Genomic DNA, 23,468 nt, shown 5'->3' on the forward strand with positions numbered 1-23,468 from the left:
GGCCGTTACATAACCGTTCAATCCTCACCCGTCTCGAAGGACGCAGGAGGAGCTGATTTCAAGGATATCGCGGCCTATACTGGTGCGCTCTTTGTCGCGGGAACAGCTCGAGATGAACATCTCCAAAAAGGACACCGCAACCTTCAGTACGCGCATTGGTGCCATCGGCCGCCCTCGGGCGAAAAACGCCCTAGGCCTCGGCGCTGGCAGACAGCACTGAGCCGAGCAACCCAGGAAAACGCGCCTCCAGATCGTCATGTCTGAGGCTTAGCCGGCGACCGCGCCCCAGGGGCTCGTTACGAATAACACCCGCTTCGCGCAGCACCTTCATCAGGTGGGATTTCGTCGATTTGGGTATCGCGGGATCGGAAAGATGGCACTGCGCCATTTCGAGCGGGCCCCCGGCGAGCTGGCGAACGATCGCCAGGCGTTCGGGATCACTCAACGCGAAAAGCACGTCGGTCAGTTGCATATCCGACCGGGCAGGATGGGGAAGTTCCGTAATCTCAGAGGTCATGGTTCGATTTTAGTTGAACCGTCATGGAAATGATAGTAGTGATTGGTTCGAAATTATTCGAACCAATCAGGTGTCTATTGACCGCTATGACGTTCGCCGTGCCGCTCCGCAGTTCCGTCGGCTTCCGCATCACGCTCGCCGGCATGGCGGTTATGATGGCCGGTGCCAGTGCGCCCTCGCCTTTCTATCCCGCACTCCAGCAGGAGATCGGTTTTTCGGCCGCAACGCTGACCGGTATCTTTGCCGTCTACACCGTCGCGTTGCTGATGTCGCTGCTCGTCACCGGATCGCTGTCTGATCATATCGGCCGGCGACCGGTGATTTCGGGCGGTTTTGCCCTGATGGCGCTGAGCCTGCTGCTCTTTTGGCAAGCGGACGACGTGGCGGGATTGATCATTGCACGTGCGCTGCAAGGCATCGCAGCCGGTTTGCTCCTGTCCGCACTGTCGGCCACCGTGGTGGATCTCGAGCCAAAGAACAAACCGGGAAGTGCCTCCGTTTGGAACTCCGTCATTCCGCTGGGCGGGCTTGCCGTGGGCGCCCTGCTGGCGGGCATTTTGATGGATGTGACGGACCGCGCGGAGGCGGATGTGTTCGGCACGCTGGTTGCCGCCTATGCGCTGTTTGCCGCAGTGATCTGGCTTATCCCCGAAACAGCGCCGAGACATGAAGGTGTCTGGGCCTCGCTTCGCCCGCGGATCGGCGTGCCGCAAACGGCTGCCAAAGCCTTCTGGCGCAGCGCACCGGCGGTGATCGCCGGCTGGGCGACGGGTGGCCTCTATCTGTCGCTTGGCGCTCCGATCGTCCGTCATGTCTTCGGCGCAGAGGATCACGTAACGCAGGCCGGCGTGATCGTGTTGCTCTGTGCAGCCGGAGCCATCGCCTGCTATGTCGCGCGCAACCGCTCCTCCCGGCAGGTTACGCTTTACGGGACATCCGCACTGGCCATCGGCACCGCGCTGACGCTTGCCGCAATCGCCTGGTCATCGTTGCCCGCCTACCTGGCCGCTCTGACGATCGCCGGAACGGGGTTCGGCACCTGTTTTTATGGCGTGCTGCGCTCGATCGTTGCGGTGGTTCGCCCGGATGAGCGCGGAGAACTCTTTGCCGCTCTGTTTACGTTGAGCTATCTGGCTTTTGGCCTGCCCACACTATTGGCCGGCCTAGGCGTCGGCGCCTTCGGCCTGACGTTAACAACCCTCGGCTACGGCGCTCTGATCGTGGCATTCTCGGCACTCGCGGGCTTGTTGCGGAAGTTCGGAACAAGGGATTGAGAGGTCCCCACATCCCTCGGCAGCATGCAACACTGTCACACGGATGCCAGATCACGGCGATACCAACGGAGTGAGCAAGGATTTCGGCGGCGACCGGCCGTCGGTCTTCGCGCTTTCTCTGGATGTGCGTGAAGGCGGGTTTCTTGCGCTGCTCGGGCTATCGCGCTGCGGCAAAACAACGCCGATATTGGAGAGTGTTCAGGTGGCTAGCGGCAGCGCGTCGCGCTCGCACGATGCCTTGTTCCCAGCCGGATGTCGTGCTCCTCGATGAACCGCTCGCCAATCTCGACCGGCATCTCAGGCAGGAAGTGGAAGACACTTTCCTTGACTTCAGCGGCGCTCCGGCGTCGCGATGGTCGATTTCACACCCGATCAGAGCGAGGCGATGGCGCTCGCTACCGACATCGCGGTCATGTTCGAAGGCACGCTGCCGCAGGTTTACCCGACCCGAAGGCCGTCTCGTCGGCAAGCTGATCGGACGCGGCGCGCCTTCAGTCGTCAGGCGCCGAAAATCGGCGGACAGCTTCGGATCAATATCGCGTCCGCCTAGAAGCTCTAAACCGCTTCCAATCAGATTTCCGACAAAAATATTTGCATCCTGCCGTAACTTTCGTTGCCGTTTTCCGCTTGATGGGCGACATGGCCCTGCCGTTCGCCAAGCACGTTACATATGGAGATTTACATGCCGACGAGTTGCCCTATCTCCACGTCCGAGGAGCGGCGATTCATTGAAATCCAGGAGGATGCCGAGCGCGCAATGCTTGACAAGGTTTATGCGGCGATCGCCGATGCGGCAGCCGAAGTGGCCACCAAGCTCCAAGACGCCCGCCTCCCCTTCAAGCCCACACATGCAGACTACTTCACCGCCACCGTCCAGCAGGCGACCTTCGTGCGGCTTTGTGGTGGCGATCCCGAGACGCTCAGAGGCGGCGATCCGGCCATCGGCGAGCGCATCGTACAAAATGGCCAGAACATCATCGACCACTATTGGCGCGTCAAGATTGCATAGAACGCCGGTAGCACGATATCCCATGGGCAAGCGGTGTGAATTGCAGTCGTATCTCGCCCTTTGTCGGCCTTTTCAACGCTTCTCTCCATGGACAGCGTGCAGGATATTGACGTCAAGCTCTGCAAGACGCTTCATGGTGACTTTGGTGGCTTCGATGTAGCATCCTGGCAGATCACCGCAGATAATCGACGAGGCCGCCGTTGTACATGGCGTTCCCCGCCGAAAAATTCCCGTGCTGGCCCCAATCAACCTGGGCTTGAATTCCGTAACAAGAGCCCTGAGGCTTGGCTTTGGAGTGTCCCTGCGGGCTAATATGGGCAGATAGGACGTACTCCTATCGGCTCTAGATTACCCGAAAGCGAAGCGAACATTCCGCTATCTGTAGCATCACCGATAGATCACCATTGCCGCCGCCGCGGCGGCCATCACTGCGTTTTCCGGCCAGCCGCCTGGGCGCGTGATCGCGGCATCTTTGGGCATGTCATATGCAGCCATGTAAACCGATACCTTCTCTCCACCTTCTCCGACAAATTCGACCGTCGTCGTATCTGCGCCACTGTGAATATTTGTCCCGATGAGTTGCATGGTACCCCCCTGTCAGATGGGTCAAAATCTCAGAAGAGAAACGAAGTTCCGGTACGGTTGCGGACAGATCCCGTCGTCAGCAGCACGAAAATGCCGGCGTACGGAACCTTTCCCCGCGTGTTTTGTTGGCCACTTACAACAGGGAGCGTACTATGGCCAAGAACACATCACCGAAACCCTCCGCCACGAAATCCTCAAAATCCACTGCAGCGGCTGCCACTATCCACGATCAGAAGATGGTGCGCGGCAATGGCGGCGAGCTGCATCAGATCGCCGAGGGCGACACGCCCGTTTTGACGACGGCGCAGGGTGGTCCTGTCGCCGACGACCAGAACTCTTTGCGCGTCGGTGCGCATGGGCCGCTATTGGTCAACGACTTTCATTTCCGCGAGAAGATCTTCCATTTCGATCACGAGCGTATCCCCGAGCGGGTCGTCCATGCGCGCGGCTATGGAGCGCACGGCTTCTTCGAAACGTACGAGTCCCTAGCTGCCTATACACGCGCTGACCTCTTTCAGCGTGCCGGCGAGAAGACGCCGGCCTTTGTCCGTTTCTCCACCGTCGCCGGAAACAAGGGTTCGTTCGATCTGGCCCGCGACGTCCGCGGCTTCGCGGTGAAGCTCTACACGCAGGAGGGCAACTGGGACCTCGTCGGCAACAACATCCCGGTCTTCTTCATTCAGGACGCCATCAAGTTCCCCGACATGGTGCATGCGGTCAAGCAGGAGCCCGACCGCGCCTTCCCGCAGGCCCAGAGCGCGCATGACAATTTCTGGGACTTCATCAGCCTGACGCCCGAAAGCATGCACATGATCATGTGGGTGATGTCGGACCGGGCCATTCCGCGCTCCTTCCGCTTCATGGAAGGGTTCGGCGTGCACACCTTCCGCTTGGTCACCGCCAAGGGTGAGTCCAGCTTCGTCAAGTTCCACTGGAAACCCAAGCTTGGCCTGCAATCCGTCGCCTGGAACGAGGCCGTGAAGATCAACGGCGCGGACCCGGACTATCACCGCCGCGACCTGTGGAACGCAATCCAGTCCGGCAACTTCCCCGAATGGGAACTCTGTCTCCAGCTCTTCGACCAGGAATTCGCCGACAGCTTCGACTTCGATATCCTCGATCCCACGAAGATCATCCCCGAGGAAATCCTTCCGGCAAAACCGGTCGGTCGGCTGGTCCTCGATCGCATGCCGGAGAATTTCTTCGCCGAAACCGAGCAGGTCGCCTTCATGACGCAGAATGTGCCGCCCGGTATCGATTTCTCCAACGATCCGCTGTTGCAGGGGCGGAACTTCTCCTACCTCGATACGCAGCTTAAACGCCTCGGCAGTCCGAACTTCACCCATATCCCGATCAACGCACCGAAGTGTCCCTTCCACCACTTCCAGCAGGACGGGCATATGGCTATGCGCAATCCCGTCGGTCGGGCGAATTATCAGCCCAATTCCTGGGGCGAAGGACCGCGTGAATCGCCCTCCACCGGCTTTCCGCATTTCGCCACAGTCGAACAGGGCGAAACGGTGAGGCTGCGTCCCGAAAGCTTCGCCGACCATTACAGCCAGGCGCGTCAATTCTACATCAGCCAGACGCCGGCCGAGCAGCGGCACATCGCGGCCGCGCTGACCTTCGAACTCAGCAAGGTCGAAACACCCGTGATCCGTGAGCGCGTCGTCTCGCACCTGATGAATATCGACGAGACGCTCGCCAATACCGTCGGCGAAAAACTCGGTTTCCAGTCCATGCCGAAACCCGCCGATGCCGCAATGCCGACGCGCCATGACCTCGAACCTTCGCCGGCGCTCAGCATCGTAGAGCGAGGACCGAAACGCTTCGAGGGGCGCAAGCTCGGCATTCTCATCACAGACGGCGTCGATATCGACCTTTTGACCGGCCTGCAGGACGCTATTGTGGCGGAGAAAGCGGAGTTTGCCCTCATCGCGCCGAAAGTCGGCGGCGTGACGGCGTCAGACGGTTCATGGGTGCCGGCGCATTTTATGATAGACGGCGGACCGTCCGTGCTTTTCGACGCGATTGCATTGCTGCCGACCAAGGCAGCCATGGACGATCTTCTGCAGGAAGCAACGGCGCGCGACTTCGTCGCCGATGCCTTCCAGCACTGCAAGTTCATCGGCCATGTCACCGATGCCTTCCCGCTTCTGGAGAAGGCCGGGATCGCCGACAAGCTCGATGAAGGTGTAATCGAACTGTCAGGTGAAGATGGCCTCTCGGCATTCGTCGCGGAACTCGGCAAGTTGCGCCTTTGGGCGCGCGAGCCCTCCGTCAAGCTCGGAAAAGCATCCGTTCCGTCCGCATAGCGGACGGCTCGCCTTGCCGTATCCGGGGGGGAACAAAGAACCAGAAGGATGGTTAGTTCACCGCGCTACCGCGCCCGCCAAATCGGCAAATATCTACAACAACAGGAGAGATCTATGCCCACCAAGACAATGGAAGACCTGTTTCTCGACGGTATCAAGGATATCTATTACGCCGAGCGCAAGATCATCGCCGGCCTGAAAAAGATGATCCGCGGCGCCGAGGCACAGGACCTGAAGGCTGCATTCGATAAGCACCTCCAGGAAACCGAGGGTCAGGTCGAGCGGCTCGTGCAGGTGTTTGAGCTTCTCGGCAAGCCGGCACGCGGCAAGACCTGCCCTGCTATCGATGGCATTCTGGAAGAAGGACAGGAAATCCTCGAGGAATTCAAGGGTTCGCCGGCGCTCGACGCAGGTCTTCTTGCCGCCGCGCAGGCTGTCGAACATTACGAAATCGCCCGCTATGGCACGTTGAAGTCCTGGGCCATGCAGCTTGGCAAGAACGATGTCGCCAAGCTGCTCGACCAGACGCTCGCGGAGGAAACCAAAACCGATCAAGCCCTCACACAGCTTGCAGACGCTAAGGTCAACCGCGAAGGCAAGATCAAAGCCGCATGATCCGGTGCGGGCGGAGAAGCGGCTCTCCGCCCGCACCCTCCGCGGCGCAATTCGCCCGATCCATGCGACCCAACGGGAGTAAAGATGTACGGCGAGTGGCGACATATCTGTGTGGACATGCAGCGCATGTTCGCTGAAGACACACCCTGGAAAGTCGGCTGGATGGAGAGGGTCTCGCCACAAGTCCTGGAAGTCGTGGGCCGTCATGCCGAGCGTACGATCTTCTCCCGGTTCCTCCCACCCGTGCGCTCCGCCGATGCCGAGGGCCTGTGGCGGGCCTATTATGAGAAGTGGTGGATGATGACGGGCGAGCACCTGCCGGCCGAGATGTACGGCCTCCTCCCGGAGCTTGCCGCATTTACGCCGCCCGCAATCGTCTTCGACAAACGAACCTATTCTCCTTGGGTCGACGGACGGTTGAACAACTATCTAAAGCGACATGATGTGGAAACGCTGGTCATTACCGGTGGCGAGACTGATGTATGCGTTCTTGCCACGGCGCTTGGCGCCATCGACCTCGGCTATCGCGCCATCATCCTGACGGATGCCGTCTGTAGCGGTGCGGACGAAACCCACGACGCCTCGCTGAAGCTGCTGCAAAGCCTGTTCACCGCCCAGATGGATGCCATGTCGACGGAGGCGTTCCTCTCAGCAATTGCCGGCTAATCGCCACAGGCAATGCTTTGCATGTGGAAGTCTGCGATAAAAAGAACGAGGGTTAAAACCGAACGTCGGTAGAGAATAGCAAGGGCGTTCATAAAGGGCGATTTGGCCGTCATCAGCGGCTTGAGTCGCGTATCCGAAGGGTGCTTCTTTAACTCTCGTGCCTACCCGCGCTTACTTCATCGAGCCTTTCGAGCAGCTCATCGAACCTTGAATCCGCACGATCCTCAATGTGATACATAGACTGCAGACGGTCTCGCATGTCCACATTTGCTGAATAAGCAAAACGCGCGGATCGTGTGCTCTCCTTCTGATGTCTAGCCTGATGCAACGCTATCTCCGATGACTATCCACGGGAGATTGAAACAGTCAGATAGGCTCGATTGTTCCGAACTAAGGCGACGCGGGCCGACAGAGCGCTGTTTGACGCGCACCCTAAACCTCCTTTTCCTTCGCAAGATAAGCGTTAACGTTACAAACGAGGCCCGAAGGGACGAACTCCAAGCGAACTTCTCCCTGAAGTTCGGAGGCCAGCAGTCGCTCTATGAGCTTCGAACCGAAGCCGCGCTTGGATGGCGTAACAACCTCCGGTCCGCCCTGCTCTTTCCACTCGAGCGTGAGCCTGGAGGCGTCCGGGCTCGGTAGCCAGCCTATTGATACGACACCCCCTGCCCGGGAGAGCGCACCATACTTCACGGCATTGGTCGCGAGTTCGTGGAATGCCAGCGTCAAGGCGGTTACCGTATGCGCCGCGACGTTGATCGCCGGCCCCTCGATACGAAAGCGATCCGGAGAATACGGCAGCAGGGCCGTATCGATCACCGTTCGCAGATCCGCCTCCTCCCAATTGCCGTTTGTGAGCACATCGTGGGCACGGGCGAGCGAGGCCAGCCGTTCGTCGAACGTCCTGACCGCTTCGCGCTCATCGTCACTGTTGACGAATGTCTGGCGGGCAATTGCCGTAACAGTGGCGAGGACGTTTTTGACCCGGTGTTTGAGCTCGCCCATTGCCATCGCCTGGAAACGCTCGAATTGCTTCTTTGCGGTTACGTCCCGCGCGATCTTCGAAGCCCCGACGATTTCGCCGCTCACATCATAAATGGGCGAAACAGTAAGAGAGACATCAAGAAGGGTGCCGTCCCGCCGGCGACGTTGAGTTTCATAAGGCGCAACGTGTTCACCGAGACCGACGCGACGAAAGAGATCGTACTCTTCATCGCGACGGTCGTCCGGTATGAGCATCAGAACGGAATGGCCGACAGCTTCCTCGGCCTTATAGCCATAGAGACGTTCCGCACCTTTGTTCCAGCTCTCAATCGTCATGTCGAGGTTAGCACTGAGAATTGCGTCATCGCTCGATGCGATGATAGCAGCGAGCCGCCGCTCCGTTTCCTGAGCGTGCCTCAACTCCGTCGTCTCGTTGACGATACAGAAGACACCAGCAACGGCGCCGTCCTCACCGTGCACGGGAGAATACGAGATGTCGAAATAGACGGTCTCAGGCCCGCGACCGCGCTCTATGTAGAAGGGCCTGTCTTTGGCCGAGACCGTCCCGCCAGTCTTCATCACGCGCGTCAGAAGCGGCTCGAGGTCGCTCCATAGCTCGGCCCAATATTCTTGCGCGGGCCTTCCCAGAGCATGGGGATGTTTATCGCCGATGGTCGGCGCATAGGTGTCGTTGTAGATGGCCACGAATTGCGGCCCCCAGAAGAGGACGATCTGGACCCTCGCTCCCAATAAGATGTCGACGGAGGAGCGAAGACAGTGGGGCCAGTCGGAAATTGGGCCGAGGCTGGTTTCTTGCCAGTCGAACGATCCGATCAGATGTGCCATCTCGCCCGTGTGGCGAGCAAACCCCAAACTCGACACAAAACCCTCATTATTCAGGTGGATAGTCCCATGCGAGTAGATAATTGCCCGGGCAATTTATACAAGAGCGGGCCGAAAAATTCAGTCATCTGCTAGGGTTATACCGCACAATTTTGCCTCCGACGACCGTGGTTGCAGGAAAGAGCGAGAGGCCTCGCAACTCGATGGTAGATAAGCAAATAGGCGCCGTGTGCTTTTGAACACGGCGCCCTGTAAGCAGCAATTCTTGCCTCACTCGTCGCGTTGGCGGCCACCGAGAGCGGCAGCGGCAGAGGCCACGAAGGCACCGATCAACAATGACAAGGCGCCGAGCAGCGCCACTGTGGCGGCGGACTTACGGGCTTCATCTGCAGCCTTCAGCACCGCGTTCTTCGCATCCTCGATCTGCTGCAACACCTGATCCACGCGCGCACGCGCCTCCTCCGGAGAGATATTGGCACGCGAAGCCACGATGGTGGCGACGTAGGCGCGATCCGCTTCTACGACCTCTCCCTTGGCCGCACCCTGCGCCAGGATACGGGAAACTTCAGCGGTGGCCGCTGCGTTATCAGATTGCGCCCTCGCTGCGGCATCCTTTGGACGGAGAAGAAGGTCAGTAAAGTATCCGGTGGCAGGATCGGTCGTGCTGTCGCTCGCGGCTGCCGTTGCAGCAGTGCCGACCGTTGCGGTGGCTGCAACCGATGACGCCACCTGGACGCCGCCGCCAACCAGCGAGGAAAAGGCGGAGCCTGCCAGCCCGGCCACAACGACCGTCGCCAGCGCCCAACTCAAGAACCCGTGTGCGGTATCGCGAAAGAACACTTCGTCGGTATGAACACCCGCCCATTTCGTGCGCAGTCGCCCTGTTAGGTAGCCACCAAGCGCCGAGGACAGCCATTGCACGATGACGAACCAGATAGCTGCCGTCACGCTGACGGTCGTAAATGAGGCGCTTTCGCCGCTCCATGGCGAGACCATGGTCAGCCCTACCCCGGAACCGAGAAGAAGGAGGATAAGGCTGATCGCGCACGCCGCCGCCGCGCCGCCGATAACCGGCCCCCACGATAAAGCGGGGACATTGGATTCAACGCCGACGTCCGAGACGCCCGTCGTGTAACTGGCCATATCCGCCTCCTATCGCATGAACAGGACAAGCAGGATGACGATCGGCAGTGGGATACCCAGGAGCCAAAGAAGAATACCGCGACCCATTTGAAATCTCCTTCATGTCGTGAACGCGTCGTGCGCGTGGTAACAACAACTTCCCCGACGCCCCTATGTTCCACGCTCTGGCACGGCCTCGCTCTAGCGCCCCTTTTTCGAAGGGACTGCCACGCGGAACATTCTCCGATACGGGCGGTTTGCTCAGGATGAGGCGTGGGGAGTTTCGGATGAAGACGGTGCTGAGAGACAACGGGCTGACGATCGTTCAGACTCAAAACCGGTTGCCGCCCCCCATTCCTAACGGAAGCATAGGAGACGTTCACAAAGGCGAGCGCGCACAAGTTTGCGTTTCCCGCTCCTGCGGCATGACGGAACATCGCGTTGCCTGCCGGGTTGGGCTTAGAAAGGAGATCAGACATGGGTATCGACAAACCCCGGGACGGCGCGCCCGGCACGACCGACCAATCCCCCCGCTGGGAAGGCCCGGAAGAGACCCGGCCTCGCGGCTATCTTCCGGCGAAGGACGACCCCGATAACACGCGTGATGCCGTCGGTGAGACGAACAAGGACCCGGAACGCAACCGCCCGTCGGACGCTCTGAAGGTGAAGGACCGACCTCATGGAAAATAATCGTCAAAAGACCGGCGCTTTCGCCCCGTCTCAAGCGGATCGCAAAGCAGATGGTGTTGTGAGTGCGAAGCCGACCGTCATCACAGGCTCAGAGGATGCCACGGAGAACCGGACTCCCCCTGGGAAAAAGCGGCAAAAGGATTGGGATGTCGGTTTCGACGACGAACAGCCCGACAGGTCATGAGGTGCAAAAATGAAAAACGGCTCAAAGCCTCTCGACAAAACGACAGACGGTAAGCACGCCCATCCGTCGCACGAATCGGACCGCGATGTTTCTGATCCACATCCGGGCAGCATATCTGACGGTACACATCCCGAAGCCAATGAAACCAAGTTTCCGTGGGATAAAGGAGACAGCAAACATGGGACACCAAACTGAATCACCGGCCGTGCAGTCCCTGCACGACGAGCAGGCGCGCCAGGCAAACGCTGATGCCAAGGGAAAACTCCAAAATGGACTGGAGGATACGTTTCCCGCTTCGGATCCCGTCTCGGCTACGACGACCTCGACCGTGAAGAAGCATGTGACGCCGCGTGCGTCGTCGGAGGCAAACAGCAAGAGCGGAAAAGCTAGCCTATAACCTCGCTTAAGGGACAGGCCGTTCGTCTGTAAACGGCCTGAATGCTCCGCGCGTCCCACCCAGGCGAGGTCATACTCGATACTTCCAAGCGTGGCTCCCGGTTTTGTATCGACTTTGATCATCTGCCGACGGTGGCGACTAGCAATAGCAGGACTGCCGCACCCGTTACGCGCGTCCAGCGCATCATCTGACCGCGGTGATGCCGTATTTTGACCAGCTCCCGCAGGGCGGCGATTTCAGTGCGCAGCACTGCGAGGTCGTGACGAATATTCTCGTCGCCCATCGACTGGATATTATCTGGACGTTCTGCCTCTTCAATTTCCTGAAGGTATTCGCGCCATTGCGCATCGCTTTCAAAACCATGTTTGCGGATATCGGTCATTGTTTTGCCTTTCAGATCATGATCTCGCCGCCCGTGACGGGGATCACCGCCCCGGTCATATAGCTGCCCAGGTCGGAGGCGAGCAGGACGAAGGCGCCTGCCAGCTCGGCCGGCTGGCCTGCTCGGCCAATGAGGGACTGCCTGCCGAAATTATTCGTCTTATCCGGCGGCATCGTGGAAGGAATGAGCGGTGTCCAGATCGGCCCGGGCGCCACGGCATTCACGCGAATTCCCTTTTTGGCGACCATTTCAGCGAGTCCCGCGGTGAAGTTCGAGATCGCCCCTTTCGTCGCCGCATATGCGAGAAGATGGGGAGACGGCTGGCGCGACTGGACCGAGGTCGTATTGATGATGGCGCTGCCGGGCTTCATATGAGGAATGGCCGCGCGGGCCAGGAAGAACGGTGCATAGATATTGGTACGAAAGGTCCGGTCCCATTCCTCGGTGCTGATATCGCCAATATCCGCATAGGTTCGCTGAAAGGCGGCGTTGTTCACGAGAATGTCGAGTTGACCGAAGTTCTCCAGGCATTGACGTACGAGATGACGGCAATGATCCTCGCTTGTAATATCCCCCGGAAGGACGACGGCCTTGCGTCCCGCGTCCTCAACCCAGCGCGCAGTCTCGTTGGCGTCCTGGTCTTCGCTCAGGTAAGAAATCGCAATGTCGGCGCCTTCTCGCGCATAGGCAATGGCGACGGCCCGGCCGATACCGGAATCGGCGCCGGTGATCAGCGCCACCCTCCCTTTCAGTCGTTCGCTGCCGACGTAAGTTTCTTCGCCATGGTCCGGAACCGGATTCATCGCGCCCGTCAAACCGGGCGGGGATTGCTCCTGCGCGGGTTGCGGTGGCGAGGGACGGCGCGTATCGTTTTCAGACATTTCGGTCTCCATCCACAACGTGTTCGCAACCCGAACTCAGCGGCGCTGAAGATGTTCCTCGATCACATACGTGGAAAACCGTGAACGAGACTGCCGATCCTGATTGCAGAAAATGCAGCGGCATAAGCGCAAGATGGCCCGCGCGATGGCGGAGGGCGCAATACGCAACGGATGTTTGTCTATGTCGCGGCTGACCGGCTCGTCGACTATGGGATCGCCTAGCGGGCTATTGTCTCGTGCATGAACCCAGCAGGTGGTGTCATCGTTTCGAGGGAAGGTGAGAGCGCCTCAGCAAGGGAGCACCTGTCCTGGCAGTCGGACCAAGCACCCGTCGCAATGGTAAAAAGCTCGCGGAGATCTGAAGGCGGCGCTCGGCGGCCTGCTTGGTCGAATCTGGTTGTGTCGTTCAAGGCGCTGTCATCACTGGCGTCGCGCCTGACGACATTGCCTTGGATATCCGCTTGTCTGATCGCGCCGAGCCCGTTCGGGGCGGGTAAGCGAGCGGGCTAAGAAAGGGTTGGGGCAAAACCGCCTCGCCTCGCCGCGCTCCTCATTTCCCAGAGCTGCGTTTTTCCTGTCGCCATGCAAGCACAGTTTCGGCATCGGCCTTGCCGCCGCGCGGGCCATGGCTCGTGACTGAACGGGACGCGGCAGCGATGGAAAAGTCGAGCGCTTCGGCGAAGGAATGCTCCTGTGTCAGGCACCAGGTCAGCGCCCCGCCAAAGGTGTCTCCAGCGCCTGTCACGTCGACCACGGCGACGGAATAACCTGCCATCCGCAAATGCGTTTCGCCGTCGAACGCCTCGGCGCCGTCAGCCGCCATCGTACGCACTACCCAGCCGATCCCGTTTTCGCGGATCCACCCGCCGATGCGAGACATATCGTCATGACCGAAGGCCGCGCGGAATCCGACTTGGTTGAATATGACGACAGCCGCTCCGGCAAGATAGGGCATGTCCTCCGGCGTGCAGCCGCCGACATCGAGATCGAAGATGGCATGGCGACCATGCTCACGCAGGTTGGCCAGCAGGTCAGCTTGCTTTAGAACGCCGGTCTCCGTCCGGCTATGCAAGCGGCGGACACGGTATAACGTCGTGTAGAGAAAACCCGGGCAGCGCAGGGCTGTGAGTGTTTCCGGCGCCAGCCACATCGGCTGCTCGCCCATTTCGACCGTCAGGACGACATGCTCGCCGTCGATCAGGAAGATCAGGTTGCGAGATTCGGCAAGGGCGGGATCGATCAGCATGTGATCGACACCGACGCCGTTCTGCCGGAGATCGTCCGTGAGCCGTTCCGACAACGGACTGTCGTTCAAGAGGGAAATGAACTGGGTGGCCCCGCCCAGCGTCGCATGCATGACGGCGGCATTGGCGATGGAGCCGCCGATTTCGGCAGGCAGTTCCTTGACCATGCCCTTGTCGGCGCGGCCGGGCCAGCGGTCGGCGGTGTAATATTCGTCCAGCGCCACGTCTCCGATGAAGAAGGCCGTCATGCCGCAGGTCCGTCGTTTATCTGGACTTGGCGCGGCCCGCCCTTGACTTGGATCCAAGGGCTTTCGCCGAGGCCGCAGACGGCCATCCAATAATAGGGGGTGGCGCGGGTGGCGCCTCGACAGGCGTCGTGCCAGACGTTTTTATGCATTACCACGGTCTGGCCGGGCACGATGATGAAGGCTTCGATCTCACTTTGATCGGGCGCGTCGGCTTCGGAGGCCGGAGCCACGGCGAGAACGATCGGCTCGGCAGTGCAGAACAGCGCCTCCTCGGTCAGCGGGTGTCGCTCCATGGCGGCGCAAGACCAAGGCGCGCTGCTGCCGCGAGTCATGCCGAGATGTCCCGGACTGTCGATCAACGGTGTACGGGTAAAACCGTCGTCCCAGCCATCGCCCTTCGTCCAGACAACGCCAGCATCGGTGGCTTCGGCGAGATCGTACACCTTGCCGTAGCGCGCGAAATTCTCGGCCGTTACAGGCCGTGCGACAACGGGGATCATGCGGCGCTCCGGACCGAGCGGACGGCGCGCATCAGACGGGCGACATGGGCCGCCTCGACGCGCCCGGTATCCTTATGGTCGTGCTTGAACCAGCTTCCGACGATGGCGCCATCGGCGTGCGAGAGCTGTTCGGCAGCATTCGTTTCGGTCAGGCCCGCACCGATAAGGAGAGGCACGCTGTCGCCGGCCGCGGCACGGAAACGGGCGACCTTGTCCATATCGGTCGGCTGACCAGTGGCATCAGATGTCACCACCAAGCCGTCGCAGCGCCTGGCGCCCAGCCGCACATCCTCTTCCTCCGGCCTGCCGGAAAGGACCGGTTGATACTTGAAGCGCACGCCGCCGAGCAGCAGCGCCGCAACGCTTGCCCGTCGGGCCGCGAAATCGGCTGCGAAGGTGGCGTCATTTTCCGGCGGCAAGTGGCCGGCGACGGAATCGACCTGGATGAAGGAAACCGGATACTGTCTGGCCAGCGCGAAGGCGCGTTTGTCGTCGCGTAGCACGTTGACACCGATCTTCACGCCAAGGCCGAGGCCGCTCAGCCGCTCGAGCACGCGCTCGACGTCGTCGGCATCCCCAAAATAGTTTTCCACCACCAACCCATCGACGCCTTCGCCGGCCATGATGCGGGCTTCCTCCTCGGCCTGGGCGCGTTTCGCGGCGGGGCCTTCGCCGGCAAGATGCAGCATGCCGAGAATGGGTTTCACGGTGGCGAAGGTGTCACTGAGACGGCTCATGTCGTTTCTCCTGCGTCGCGCCGCCCTCAGGCCGGCGCGGTATCGCGCCCCCAGCGCGTTGCGAATTTCATCTGAACGGCCGGCGAATAGACGATCGACGTGCGTTCGACCAATCGGTCGTCGGCATCGAGTACGTCTCCGCTGGCGCAAAGGTAGCCCGGCACATCGGGCGCCGAGCCGAAGACCTCCCGCAGTCGATCGGACGGCGGCACGACTGTCAGCAGCAGTTCCGAGCGCAGGGGATGGCGGTCATAGTCGCGGCGCAGCACTTCGTAGAGTGATTGCGCCGCGAAATCGTAAGTCTCGATGCCAGGATAGAGAGCGAGGTCGAGCTGAGACGTGTCGACATTCAGCCAGCTAACCGTCTCATCGTTTGCCAGGCCTCGCGCGCGCACCAGAAGCAGCTCGCCGCCGTCCACGCGATGCTCGAGTACCTTCGTCACGGGACGTTGTCCCTGGCGCCGGGCGAGTTCGGTAAAACTGCCGAAGTTCCAGATATTGTGGCTGATCGGCCGGTGCGAAACGATCGTACCGCGGCCACGCACCTGCTGGACCAGACCTTCCGACACCAGAAGCGCCATCGCATTGCGCACGGTGGTGCGTGCGATGCCAAACTGGTCGCGCAACTGGTTCTCCGAGGGAATGGATTCTCCTTCGGAAAAGTCCCCGCTCAGGATCGCGGCACGCAGCGCCCGGTAGAGCTGGCGGTAGAGCTGTTCGTTCGAATAGGCATCGAGGCGAAAGCGCGACAGCCGGTCGTCCGGATGTTCGCCCGCGGCGTGGGCGTCTGGTGTGGAAGGCTGGGTCAAGGCAGGCTCCGGAAATGCTGGATTACTTCGTGGCTCCGTTTATCTTGAACTCTTCCACACCCGCTTCTTTCAAGCCGTAACGGTCGAGGATCTGTGCATAAGTGCCATCGGCCTTCAGCGCGTTGAGCGTTGCGTGCACAGCGTCGCGCAATTCGCCATTCGCCTTGGCGAAGGCGATGCCATAGTGGTTGACGTCGCCGACCGTGCCGATCTGGTAGAACTTGCCCGGCTCCTGCTTCATCAGGTCGAGCAAGCCTTCGAGGCCGATGACGGAAGCCTGGGCGCGGCCCTGGCGGATCTGCATGATGTGCTCGGCCTGGGTCGGGATCTGGATCACGGTGATCAGCTTGTCGGCCGGGCAAATAGACTTGCCGAGCTCTTCAGCCCAAGTGACCCAGCTCGTGCCGGTGGCCACCGCGACCGTCTTGCCGCAGAGATCGGCCTCGGTCTTGATCTCGGCCTGATGGTCGGCGCTCGAATAGAAGACGTTGCCCGTCTTGAAATAGTCGATGAAATCCAGCTGCGTCTGGCGCTCCACCTTGTCGGAGAAGGCGGTGATGATCATGTCCGAGCGGCCAGTGACGACCTGCGGGATCAACTGCGGAAACTCGACATTCTGGAACTCGGCCGTCAGGCCGAGGCGCTCGGCGATCGCCTTGGCGAGATCGATGTCAAAGCCCTTCAGCTCGGTTGAGCCGGCATCGTTGTATTCCATCGGTGGGTAGGCGAGGCTGATCGTGAAATTCAGCTTGCCGGCGGTGCGCACGACCTCTGGCAGCGCGGCTGCGAGCTTTTCGTCGCCGGCCGCCTGCGCGATGCCGGCAAGGCTGAGGAAGGTGGCAGAGGCAAGCCCCAGGATTATCGGCAGGGTGGTCTTCATTATCCGTACTCCCATTGTTGGACGATAGAAAAAAAGGTCAGGCGAGCACGCGGCTCAGGAACGAGCGCACGCGCGGGTCGGTTGGGTTGGAGAGGGTGTCGCTAGGCGCACCCATTTCGCGGATTTCGCCGTCGATCATCACCAAGACACGGTCTGCCACCTCGCGGGCAAAGCCGATCTCGTGGGTGACGACGATCATGGTGGTGCCGCCGCGGGCCAGCGTGCGCATCACCTCCAGCACCTCGCCGACGAGTTCCGGGTCGAGCGCCGATGTTGGTTCGTCGAACAGCATGACGCGCGGTTCCATGGCTAGCGCTCGGGCAATCGCCACACGCTGCTTCTGGCCGCCGGAGAGTTGCGAGGGATAGCTTGTGGCCTTTCCGGCCATGCCGACCTGCTTGAGGAGTGACATGGCGCGGGCCTCCGCGTCGGTGCGCTTTAGGCCGCGCACCACCATCGGTCCTTCGATGACATTGCCAAGCACGGTGCGATGGGCGAAGAGATTGAAGTGCTGGAACACCATACCGAGCTGGCTTTGCTGGGCGCGCAGCTGCTTGACCGGCAATTCCTGCAGGGCGCCGCGGGAAAGTGCGTAGCCCATGATGGCGCCGTCGACCCAGACATAGCCGCCATCAGGCGTTTCCAGGTGGTTGATGCAGCGCAGGAACGTGCTCTTGCCGCTGCCGGAGGGGCCGAGGATGCAAAGCACCTCACCATAAGCGACTTCCAGATCGAGACCCTTGAGAACTTCGTGGTCGCCGAAACTCTTGCGGATACCGACCGCCTTGACTGCGAGTCTCATGCTTCCTCCGGGGCGGCCGAACCGCGTGCCCAACCTTTGAACCAGCGGCTTCCGGCTGTGGCGGCAGAAGCGTCGCGGCCGAAATGGCGTTCGAGATAATATTGTCCGATGGAAAGCATCGTGGTGCCGGCGAGGTACCAGATGGCGCAGACGAACAGAAGTTCGATGACGGCGCCGTTGATGAAGTAGATGCGTTGTGCGGCGTTCAGCATTTCGCCCATGGCGATGGTGGCGGCGAGCGAAGAGAATTTCAGCATGCCTATGGCGCTGTTACCAAGCACCGGCAAGATCAACCGCAGCGTCTGAGGCAGGATGATGCGACGCATGGTCTGGCCGGGCGTCATGCCGAGCGTATGCGCCGCCTCTTTCTGCCCCTTGTCGACGGCGCCGATACCGCCCCGCACGACCTCGGTGAGGTAGGAGCCCTCGTTGACGCCGAGCCCGAGCACGGCCGCGACGAAGGGCGTCACGACATCGACCATGCGCGCATCGACCAGGCCCGGAATGTAAAGTCGCGGAAAGACGAGCGCGATGTTGAACCAGATGAGAAGCTGGAGCAGCACCGGCGTCCCGCGGAAGATCCAGACATAGAGCCAGGCGGCAAAGCGCAGGATCGGGTTTTCCGAGAGGCGCATGATGCCGAACGCGAAGCCGAGCACGACGCCAATTGCAAGTGCACAAGCAGAAATTAGCAGAGTCCAGCCGAAGCCGACGACGATCACTTCCGCCGTTAGAAACCGGCCGACCACGGTCCATTGGATTTGTCCGACGGCAAAGGCACGACAGATGACCGCGAGCAGCAGCAGAACAATGCAGCCGCTGATCCAGCGGCCGGAATGTCGCAGACTACGTACGGCAATGTCCCGGTCGGGAAGATCCTCAGGCGAAGGCACCGCAGTTGATTTCGAAAAGGGCTGTTGCATGATGTCCAATTGTAGGGTTAGGCCTACAACTTAGTAAGGAGCGTTTTGGCAGTTGTCAAGCAGCCAGCTGCGCGCGCCACCGCGCGGAGATTTTGAAAGAAACAGTGCGATCCGCACTTTGACAGCGACGTGATGCAAGTTGGCCAGCCAGCATCTCTCCACAGTAAGTTGACTAGCAAAGTCAAGTTTATTATGGCTATTTGCGGCAGAAGCGCGTCTGCGAAATTTGTGCCTCTCATGCGAACCTGGCGCGAACGCTAACAACAAAGGAACGGGTCGTCTTGAAGGACGAGGATGCAACGGCGTTGCTTTATGCCACCCACAGACCCGCTCTGGTGCGATATGCAACGCGCATTCTCGGCTCGCGGGAAGCGGCGGAGGATATCGTGCAGGATGCTTTCATTCGTTTTGCGCCCGCCAACACGACCGGCACGGCCGCCGGTCAGACCCTCGCTTATCTCTACCGCATCGTCCGAAACCTCTGCTTCGATCTTCTCAAGCGGCGGAAAATCGAGATGAGGGAGCGGGATAGGGAGCCGCCCTACTGGTCCGTGCCGCGTGCGGTAGAGACGCCGGAAGAGAACCTTCAGGTATCGCAGGAATTGCGGGTGATCCTTGACGTTCTGGCCAGCTTTCCGCTTGATGTGCGTGTGGCTGTCGAAATGCACCGCTTCGGCGGTCACACATTGGAAGAGGTGGCGGCGCAACTCGGTATTTCCGTCGCGACGGCGCATCGCCATATACGCTCCGCCCTGGTCGAAATTGCGCTTCGTCTCGACGATGCCGCGTCTTGACACGGCCGTGTGAGAAAAAATTGTCGGTAAATCGTCCCTACGCACAGATTGGTTATTCGGCTAGAAACACCGGCCATACGGCACGGGGAGCCGGGGCACAGGTAGTATTTTGATCAGGGATGATACAGACAGGCGGCGTGCGATGGAGGAAGCCATGGATTGGCTTCTGCGCCTCAAAAGCGAACCGCAATGTCAGGATGCCGCGCAGGGCCTTCATGCATGGCTGGCGCATTCGGATGGCAACCGCACTGCATGGCAATCGGCCCTGCGCACCTGGGCGCTTCTTGGCGAGGTTACGCCGCAATACAAAGAGTTCTGGCCTGCCAAGCCTGATGCGAATGTGGTCGATCATCGGGCGATACGCCGGCGACGCTGGCCCGCGGCCGTTGCGTTCGCGGCGGCTGCGGCCATCGTTGCTGTCTTCGCCGGTCCGACCCTGCTTCTCCGCCTCCAGGCGGATGTAATGACCGCGACGGGGGAAAGTCGGGTCGTAACGCTGGGGGATGGATCCCAGGTCAACCTTTCGGGCGGAAGTGCGATCGACGTGGACATCACGGCCGAGGGGCGCCGGGTGCGCCTGCTCTCGGGCGAGGCCTTCTTCGATGTGGCACATGATGCCGCCCGCCCCTTCACCGTGGAGGCCGGCGAGGCCAAGGTCGTTGTGCTCGGTACAGCTTTCGATGTCGCGCTCGATCCATCCACGACAACGGTGCAACTCGCGCGCGGTGTTGTCGGTATTTCCGTCATGGGCAACGCTGCCGTTACCGAAATGGCGCCGGGCGATATGGCCACCGTCGATCATGGCAGCGGCGAAGTCGTGCGCGGGACAATACCTTCGGGCGAAATCGGCGCCTGGCGCAATGGGCTGCTCTTCGTCAACGACGTTCCCGTGGAAAATGTCATTTCGCGCCTGCAACGTTATCATTCGGCCTGGATCAGCATGCCCGATGCGGGTCTCGCGCAGCAGCGGGTGACGGGCCTCTATGATTTGCGCGATCCCGACCGCGCCCTACAAGCTCTCGTGCAGCCGCTTGGCGGCAAGATACGCTCGGTCTCGGGCTATGTGCGGGTCGTGTCGCGTTTCTAGAATTTTTTAGGGCAGCATCGGATCGTCTCCCTGAAAATAGAAACAAAACAAAAGAGTACAGAATTTTCCTGTTTCAAATTGAACAGGGCCTGCGCTGGGCGCACAAAAAGTTTTCTGAAAAAATCAAGAAATTCGCTTCCGAGGTGAAAAAGATTTCGGGGCGGGTCGTCCTTGCACCGGGAATGCGCGCCGGGGCGGCGCGTCCCAGGGTATGACACCGGGGGTAAAATGCGTTTGCATATCGATCGAATGAACGGAGCGCGTGCAGGGGCGCGGGTTCGCAATGTCTTCTTCGCCAAGCTCATGGTTTCCACGGCTGCGGCACTTCTCTTCAGCCTGCCGCAGGCCGCACTTCAGCCAGTTGCCGCACAGGAAAAGACCGCCCGCACCGGCGCCATGGTCTTCGATATTCCGGCGCAATCCCTGGCGAGCGCGCTGAATGCGTTCGGCCGCCAGTCGGGCTTGCAGGTTTCGCTTGCCGCCGCCACGTCGCGCGGCGTCACCTCGACGGCGATCAAGGGCAGCTATACGCCGGAACAGGCGCTGGCCGCCCTGCTTCGGGGCACCGATGTGCGCCATTCGATCACGCCCGAGGGCACGGCGATCGTGACGCCGAAACATGTGTCGCCGCTCGTCACCGGCTCGGTCGAGGACGGCTCGACGACGCTGCAGCAGGTGACGGTGGAAGGCGACGGCGTCGGTCAAGGTGATGTTGCTGAAGTCAACATCACAGCCAAAGATCTCGAGCGCAAGAACCCCTCGAACCTTCAGGACGTCTTCCGCGAGGAGCCAAGCGTCAAGGTCGGCTCGTCGCTTCCGATGTCGCAGAAAGTTTATGTCAACGGCATCGAGGAGAACAACCTCGCTGTAACCATCGACGGCAGCCGGCAGAACAACAAGGTGTTCCACCACAATGCCACGACGCTCATCGACCCCGCCCTTCTGAAGGCCGTCAGCGTCGACGAGGGTGTCGCCCCCGCCGATGCCGGTCCGGGCGCGCTTGCCGGCGCCATCGCCTATGAGACGAAGGATGCGCGCGACTTGCTCGACGGCGATGGTTTCGGCGGCTTCGTCAATTCGACGTACAATTCGAATGGCGGCGTCTTCGGGACCGGTGTTTCCGCCTATGGTCTTCACCAGGGCTTTGAATATCTCGGCTACTTCAACTTCAGCAAGGGCAGCGAATTCTCCGACGGCAATGGCGACAAGATGCCGGGCACCCGTTCGAACCTGCTGAGTGGCCTGGGTAAGGTCGCCTACGAATTTGAAAGCGGCGATCGTATCGAACTCAGCCACGAAAGCATCAAGGATGCCGCGCCGCGTCCTTTCCGCGCCAACATGCTCAACACCGACGGTGCCAAGCCCTGGGAACCGATCATCCGTGACTATCAGTTGGACCGGAACAACACGGTCTTTACCTATACCGATGAGACGCCCGAGGGATGGTGGGATCCGAAAGTCGTCCTGGCCTATGGCACGACCGACGTCGTCACGACGGTTTATCCGAGACCCGGCACCGGCCCGGTCTCCTATGAGATCGAAGGTGCGACGTCGACGTTCAACGGCAAGTTCGAAAACCGTTTCCACACCGGCATCGGTACGGTGACGGCGGGCGTCGATTTCTATAGCGACCGTGCGGAACTCGACGATCTCTACGAGCCGGGCACGGAAAAGGCGCAGAATGTCGGCGCCTATGTGCAGGCCCGTCTCGAGCCGTTCGACCGTACGCGTTTGTCCTTCGGCGGCCGCGCGGACCAGCAGTGGTTCACCGGCACCGGCGGGCAGGAATTCGATAATGCCGGCCTTAGCGGCAATATCTCGGGTGAATATGATCTCATCGAGGATTTCCTGACGGCCAAGGCAGGCTATTCGCATGTCTGGTCGGGCATTCCGCTGGCGGAAAACTTCATCATGAACCCGGCCTGGACCTATGATCCGAAGCCGGAGCCGACGACCTCCAACAACTACAATGTGGGTCTTGCCGCAACCTATAACGGGTTCACGCTGGAAGGTTCGATTTTCCGCACGGATATGGAGAACGCGCGCTACGCCCGTTACGCCAATGCCTATACGGCGCGCGAAGTGGAGTCCGAAGGTTACTCCATCGCTGCCGGCTACGAATGGACCGATGGCTTCGTCCGCGTGAAATATGTCGACATCGATACGCTGATCGATGGCCAGCCGGCCGATTCCGATACGGGCACCTATCTCACCACCCCAGTCGGCAGGATCATCACGCTGACAGCTGCCCACACCTTTGCCGATTATGGCCTGACCGTCGGCGGCGACATCGAGTTCGCACCGAAATACGACAAGCTGCCGAAGGCGCCGGCTGGTGAGCCCAATTACAAGCCCTATGAGGCCTACAAGGTGGTCAACGCCTATGTCGAGTACAAGCCGGAAAGCCACAAGAACCTGACGCTGCGCGCCGATGTGAAGAACATCTTCAACGAGGTCTATTCGGATCGTGCCACCTACGGCCAGGAGTTCGGCGTGGTCGATCCGCTCCATCAGCCAGGCCGCTCGTTCATCGTCAGCCTGCGCGCCACCTTCTAATGCCATCGTTCCCGGCGGCACGGTGCCGCCGGGAACGGACCATCGGAAAGAGGAGGACCCTCATGGAAGCCACCACCCGATTTGAATCCGAAAACAGCGCAAAGTATCTGCAACAGCTCTGCAAACATTTCGCGCACAAGGTCGATGTCGCCCTTGGCGATACCAGCGGTGAATGCCGCTTCTCCTGCGGCACCTCCGTGCTGACCGTCAGGGACAACGGCCTCGACATCCACGTTGCCGCCGCGGACGCAGACGGTCTCCGCGAAACCAAGGCTGTCATAGAAGATCATCTCCTGCGCTTCGCTTTCCGCGAGGCCCCGCCGCCCTTCACGTGGCGCGCCGTCACCTGAGCACACGCTCGATATTTTGACATTCCGTCGTCAGTTTTCGGCTCGGCTCGCGTCAACAGCGCAGCCGCAGGCCG

24 protein-coding genes and 1 pseudogene are annotated in these 23,468 nt (G+C 60.5%); 12 read left to right on the forward strand and 13 right to left on the reverse strand.

Annotation, left to right across the window (positions count from 1 at the left end; all coding sequences use genetic code 11):
• Nucleotides 1–190: 190 nt before the first annotated feature.
• Entirely contained in the window at nucleotides 191–517 is a 327-nt protein-coding gene (locus D0Y60_RS15040) for a helix-turn-helix transcriptional regulator (protein WP_117370785.1), read from the reverse strand.
• 23 nt (nucleotides 518–540) lie between these two features.
• Between D0Y60_RS15040 and D0Y60_RS15045 the strand changes: the two genes are divergently transcribed.
• The 3 genes and pseudogenes from D0Y60_RS15045 to D0Y60_RS15055 all read left to right on the forward strand — a co-directional run bounded on the left by D0Y60_RS15045 (nucleotide 541) and on the right by D0Y60_RS15055 (nucleotide 2,800).
• Nucleotides 541–1,791, forward strand: a complete 1,251-nt coding sequence (locus D0Y60_RS15045) for an MFS transporter (RefSeq protein ID WP_199564199.1) — start codon at nucleotides 541–543, stop codon at nucleotides 1,789–1,791.
• Nucleotides 1,792–1,834: 43 nt separating this feature from the next.
• Nucleotides 1,835–2,279 (forward strand): annotated as a pseudogene (locus D0Y60_RS15050) (ATP-binding cassette domain-containing protein); the annotation flags it as partial.
• A 269-nt stretch (nucleotides 2,280–2,548) separates the two neighbouring features.
• Nucleotides 2,549–2,800 carry a hypothetical protein gene (locus D0Y60_RS15055; protein ID WP_245409205.1) on the forward strand — a complete coding sequence of 84 codons (252 nt, stop codon included), beginning with the start codon at nucleotides 2,549–2,551 and terminating at the stop codon, nucleotides 2,798–2,800.
• 387 nt (nucleotides 2,801–3,187) lie between these two features.
• On the opposite strand, the gene D0Y60_RS24625 is transcribed toward D0Y60_RS15055, so the two are convergent.
• Entirely contained in the window at nucleotides 3,188–3,385 is a 198-nt protein-coding gene (locus D0Y60_RS24625) for a hypothetical protein (RefSeq protein WP_147324528.1), read from the reverse strand.
• Between the two features lie 152 nt (nucleotides 3,386–3,537).
• Here D0Y60_RS24625 and catE point away from each other — a divergent pair, with 152 nt between their 5' ends.
• From catE to D0Y60_RS15070, 3 genes are all read left to right on the forward strand, one after another.
• Nucleotides 3,538–5,700 carry a catalase C gene (gene catE, locus D0Y60_RS15060; protein ID WP_117370788.1) on the forward strand — a complete coding sequence of 721 codons (2,163 nt, stop codon included), beginning with the start codon at nucleotides 3,538–3,540 and terminating at the stop codon, nucleotides 5,698–5,700.
• A gap of 114 nt (nucleotides 5,701–5,814) precedes the next feature.
• Nucleotides 5,815–6,315: a ferritin-like domain-containing protein gene (locus tag D0Y60_RS15065; RefSeq protein WP_117370789.1), complete on the forward strand. Its 501-nt coding sequence runs from the start codon at nucleotides 5,815–5,817 to the stop codon at nucleotides 6,313–6,315.
• Between the two features lie 84 nt (nucleotides 6,316–6,399).
• Nucleotides 6,400–6,981: a cysteine hydrolase gene (locus D0Y60_RS15070; RefSeq protein WP_117370790.1), complete on the forward strand. Its 582-nt coding sequence runs from the start codon at nucleotides 6,400–6,402 to the stop codon at nucleotides 6,979–6,981.
• 432 nt (nucleotides 6,982–7,413) lie between these two features.
• Here the strand turns inward: D0Y60_RS15070 and D0Y60_RS15075 are convergent, their stop codons facing one another.
• Nucleotides 7,414–8,811, reverse strand: coding sequence for a PAS domain S-box protein (locus D0Y60_RS15075; protein ID WP_117370972.1), 1,398 nt, complete (start codon nucleotides 8,809–8,811; stop codon nucleotides 7,414–7,416).
• A gap of 267 nt (nucleotides 8,812–9,078) precedes the next feature.
• Nucleotides 9,079–9,951: a hypothetical protein gene (locus tag D0Y60_RS15080; protein ID WP_117370791.1), complete on the reverse strand. Its 873-nt coding sequence runs from the start codon at nucleotides 9,949–9,951 to the stop codon at nucleotides 9,079–9,081.
• Nucleotides 9,952–10,407: 456 nt separating this feature from the next.
• On the opposite strand from D0Y60_RS15080, the gene D0Y60_RS15085 reads away from it, so the two are divergent.
• Nucleotides 10,408–10,620 carry a hypothetical protein gene (locus tag D0Y60_RS15085; protein WP_117370792.1) on the forward strand — a complete coding sequence of 71 codons (213 nt, stop codon included), beginning with the start codon at nucleotides 10,408–10,410 and terminating at the stop codon, nucleotides 10,618–10,620.
• Complete coding sequence (locus D0Y60_RS25035; protein WP_117370793.1) at nucleotides 10,610–10,804, forward strand: hypothetical protein; 195 nt, start codon at nucleotides 10,610–10,612, stop codon at nucleotides 10,802–10,804. Before D0Y60_RS15085 ends, D0Y60_RS25035 begins: the two co-directional genes overlap by 11 nt.
• A gap of 515 nt (nucleotides 10,805–11,319) precedes the next feature.
• On the opposite strand, the gene D0Y60_RS15100 is transcribed toward D0Y60_RS25035, so the two are convergent.
• The 9 genes from D0Y60_RS15100 to D0Y60_RS15140 form a co-directional block, all read right to left on the reverse strand.
• Complete coding sequence (locus D0Y60_RS15100) at nucleotides 11,320–11,583, reverse strand: hypothetical protein (RefSeq protein ID WP_117370795.1); 264 nt, start codon at nucleotides 11,581–11,583, stop codon at nucleotides 11,320–11,322.
• An 11-nt stretch (nucleotides 11,584–11,594) separates the two neighbouring features.
• Complete coding sequence (locus D0Y60_RS15105; RefSeq protein WP_245409192.1) at nucleotides 11,595–12,464, reverse strand: SDR family oxidoreductase; 870 nt, start codon at nucleotides 12,462–12,464, stop codon at nucleotides 11,595–11,597.
• Nucleotides 12,465–13,014: 550 nt separating this feature from the next.
• Nucleotides 13,015–13,956 (reverse strand): carbohydrate kinase family protein, encoded by a 942-nt coding sequence (locus D0Y60_RS15110; RefSeq protein WP_117370796.1) that lies wholly within the window; start codon nucleotides 13,954–13,956, stop codon nucleotides 13,015–13,017.
• The gene (locus tag D0Y60_RS15115; protein ID WP_117370797.1) at nucleotides 13,953–14,456 is read right to left on the reverse strand and encodes an ureidoglycolate lyase; all 504 of its coding nucleotides are present in this window, start codon (nucleotides 14,454–14,456) and stop codon (nucleotides 13,953–13,955) included. The genes D0Y60_RS15110 and D0Y60_RS15115 overlap by 4 nt, the downstream gene beginning before the upstream one ends.
• Nucleotides 14,453–15,193, reverse strand: a complete 741-nt coding sequence (locus tag D0Y60_RS15120) for a BtpA/SgcQ family protein (protein WP_117370798.1) — start codon at nucleotides 15,191–15,193, stop codon at nucleotides 14,453–14,455. Before D0Y60_RS15120 ends, D0Y60_RS15115 begins: the two co-directional genes overlap by 4 nt.
• A gap of 26 nt (nucleotides 15,194–15,219) precedes the next feature.
• Nucleotides 15,220–16,002, reverse strand: coding sequence for a GntR family transcriptional regulator (locus tag D0Y60_RS15125; RefSeq protein WP_117370799.1), 783 nt, complete (start codon nucleotides 16,000–16,002; stop codon nucleotides 15,220–15,222).
• A 22-nt stretch (nucleotides 16,003–16,024) separates the two neighbouring features.
• Nucleotides 16,025–16,882, reverse strand: a complete 858-nt coding sequence (locus tag D0Y60_RS15130; RefSeq protein ID WP_158565495.1) for an ABC transporter substrate-binding protein — start codon at nucleotides 16,880–16,882, stop codon at nucleotides 16,025–16,027.
• 37 nt (nucleotides 16,883–16,919) lie between these two features.
• Complete coding sequence (locus tag D0Y60_RS15135; protein WP_117370801.1) at nucleotides 16,920–17,684, reverse strand: amino acid ABC transporter ATP-binding protein; 765 nt, start codon at nucleotides 17,682–17,684, stop codon at nucleotides 16,920–16,922.
• Nucleotides 17,681–18,607 carry an amino acid ABC transporter permease gene (locus D0Y60_RS15140; protein ID WP_117370974.1) on the reverse strand — a complete coding sequence of 309 codons (927 nt, stop codon included), beginning with the start codon at nucleotides 18,605–18,607 and terminating at the stop codon, nucleotides 17,681–17,683. The genes D0Y60_RS15135 and D0Y60_RS15140 overlap by 4 nt, the downstream gene beginning before the upstream one ends.
• A gap of 281 nt (nucleotides 18,608–18,888) precedes the next feature.
• Between D0Y60_RS15140 and D0Y60_RS15145 the strand changes: the two genes are divergently transcribed.
• From D0Y60_RS15145 to D0Y60_RS15160, 4 genes are all read left to right on the forward strand, one after another.
• Nucleotides 18,889–19,401, forward strand: coding sequence for a sigma-70 family RNA polymerase sigma factor (locus D0Y60_RS15145; protein WP_117370802.1), 513 nt, complete (start codon nucleotides 18,889–18,891; stop codon nucleotides 19,399–19,401).
• A 154-nt stretch (nucleotides 19,402–19,555) separates the two neighbouring features.
• Entirely contained in the window at nucleotides 19,556–20,488 is a 933-nt protein-coding gene (locus D0Y60_RS15150; RefSeq protein ID WP_158565497.1) for a FecR family protein, read from the forward strand.
• Between the two features lie 228 nt (nucleotides 20,489–20,716).
• Entirely contained in the window at nucleotides 20,717–23,044 is a 2,328-nt protein-coding gene (locus D0Y60_RS15155; protein ID WP_245409193.1) for a TonB-dependent receptor, read from the forward strand.
• Nucleotides 23,045–23,106: 62 nt separating this feature from the next.
• On the forward strand, nucleotides 23,107–23,394 hold the full coding sequence (locus D0Y60_RS15160; RefSeq protein ID WP_117370804.1) for a DUF2218 domain-containing protein: 288 nt from the start codon (nucleotides 23,107–23,109) through the stop codon (nucleotides 23,392–23,394).
• Nucleotides 23,395–23,468: the final 74 nt, after the last annotated feature.

The sequence above is a fragment of the Shinella sp. WSJ-2 genome, from assembly GCF_003432075.1.
In the GTDB taxonomy this organism is placed as follows: Bacteria; Pseudomonadota; Alphaproteobacteria; order Rhizobiales; family Rhizobiaceae; genus Shinella.

Coding starts and splice junctions, on each gene's coding strand:
- D0Y60_RS15065 (WP_117370789.1), top strand. CDS start 5,815: ATGCCCACCAAGACAATGGAAGACCTGTTTCTCGACGGTATCAAGGAT.
- D0Y60_RS15105 (WP_245409192.1), bottom strand. CDS start 12,464: ATGTCTGAAAACGATACGCGCCGTCCCTCGCCACCGCAACCCGCGCAG.
- D0Y60_RS15085 (WP_117370792.1), top strand. CDS start 10,408: ATGGGTATCGACAAACCCCGGGACGGCGCGCCCGGCACGACCGACCAA.
- D0Y60_RS24625 (WP_147324528.1), bottom strand. CDS start 3,385: ATGCAACTCATCGGGACAAATATTCACAGTGGCGCAGATACGACGACG.
- catE (WP_117370788.1), top strand. CDS start 3,538: ATGGCCAAGAACACATCACCGAAACCCTCCGCCACGAAATCCTCAAAA.
- D0Y60_RS25035 (WP_117370793.1), top strand. CDS start 10,610: ATGGAAAATAATCGTCAAAAGACCGGCGCTTTCGCCCCGTCTCAAGCG.
- D0Y60_RS15135 (WP_117370801.1), bottom strand. CDS start 17,684: ATGAGACTCGCAGTCAAGGCGGTCGGTATCCGCAAGAGTTTCGGCGAC.
- D0Y60_RS15055 (WP_245409205.1), top strand. CDS start 2,549: ATGCTTGACAAGGTTTATGCGGCGATCGCCGATGCGGCAGCCGAAGTG.
- D0Y60_RS15080 (WP_117370791.1), bottom strand. CDS start 9,951: ATGGCCAGTTACACGACGGGCGTCTCGGACGTCGGCGTTGAATCCAAT.
- D0Y60_RS15075 (WP_117370972.1), bottom strand. CDS start 8,811: ATGGCACATCTGATCGGATCGTTCGACTGGCAAGAAACCAGCCTCGGC.
- D0Y60_RS15115 (WP_117370797.1), bottom strand. CDS start 14,456: ATGATCCCCGTTGTCGCACGGCCTGTAACGGCCGAGAATTTCGCGCGC.
- D0Y60_RS15110 (WP_117370796.1), bottom strand. CDS start 13,956: ATGACGGCCTTCTTCATCGGAGACGTGGCGCTGGACGAATATTACACC.
- D0Y60_RS15040 (WP_117370785.1), bottom strand. CDS start 517: ATGACCTCTGAGATTACGGAACTTCCCCATCCTGCCCGGTCGGATATG.
- D0Y60_RS15130 (WP_158565495.1), bottom strand. CDS start 16,882: ATGAAGACCACCCTGCCGATAATCCTGGGGCTTGCCTCTGCCACCTTC.
- D0Y60_RS15120 (WP_117370798.1), bottom strand. CDS start 15,193: ATGAGCCGTCTCAGTGACACCTTCGCCACCGTGAAACCCATTCTCGGC.
- D0Y60_RS15100 (WP_117370795.1), bottom strand. CDS start 11,583: ATGACCGATATCCGCAAACATGGTTTTGAAAGCGATGCGCAATGGCGC.
- D0Y60_RS15160 (WP_117370804.1), top strand. CDS start 23,107: ATGGAAGCCACCACCCGATTTGAATCCGAAAACAGCGCAAAGTATCTG.
- D0Y60_RS15070 (WP_117370790.1), top strand. CDS start 6,400: ATGTACGGCGAGTGGCGACATATCTGTGTGGACATGCAGCGCATGTTC.
- D0Y60_RS15150 (WP_158565497.1), top strand. CDS start 19,556: ATGGATTGGCTTCTGCGCCTCAAAAGCGAACCGCAATGTCAGGATGCC.
- D0Y60_RS15140 (WP_117370974.1), bottom strand. CDS start 18,607: ATGCAACAGCCCTTTTCGAAATCAACTGCGGTGCCTTCGCCTGAGGAT.
- D0Y60_RS15045 (WP_199564199.1), top strand. CDS start 541: ATGGAAATGATAGTAGTGATTGGTTCGAAATTATTCGAACCAATCAGG.
- D0Y60_RS15155 (WP_245409193.1), top strand. CDS start 20,717: ATGCGTTTGCATATCGATCGAATGAACGGAGCGCGTGCAGGGGCGCGG.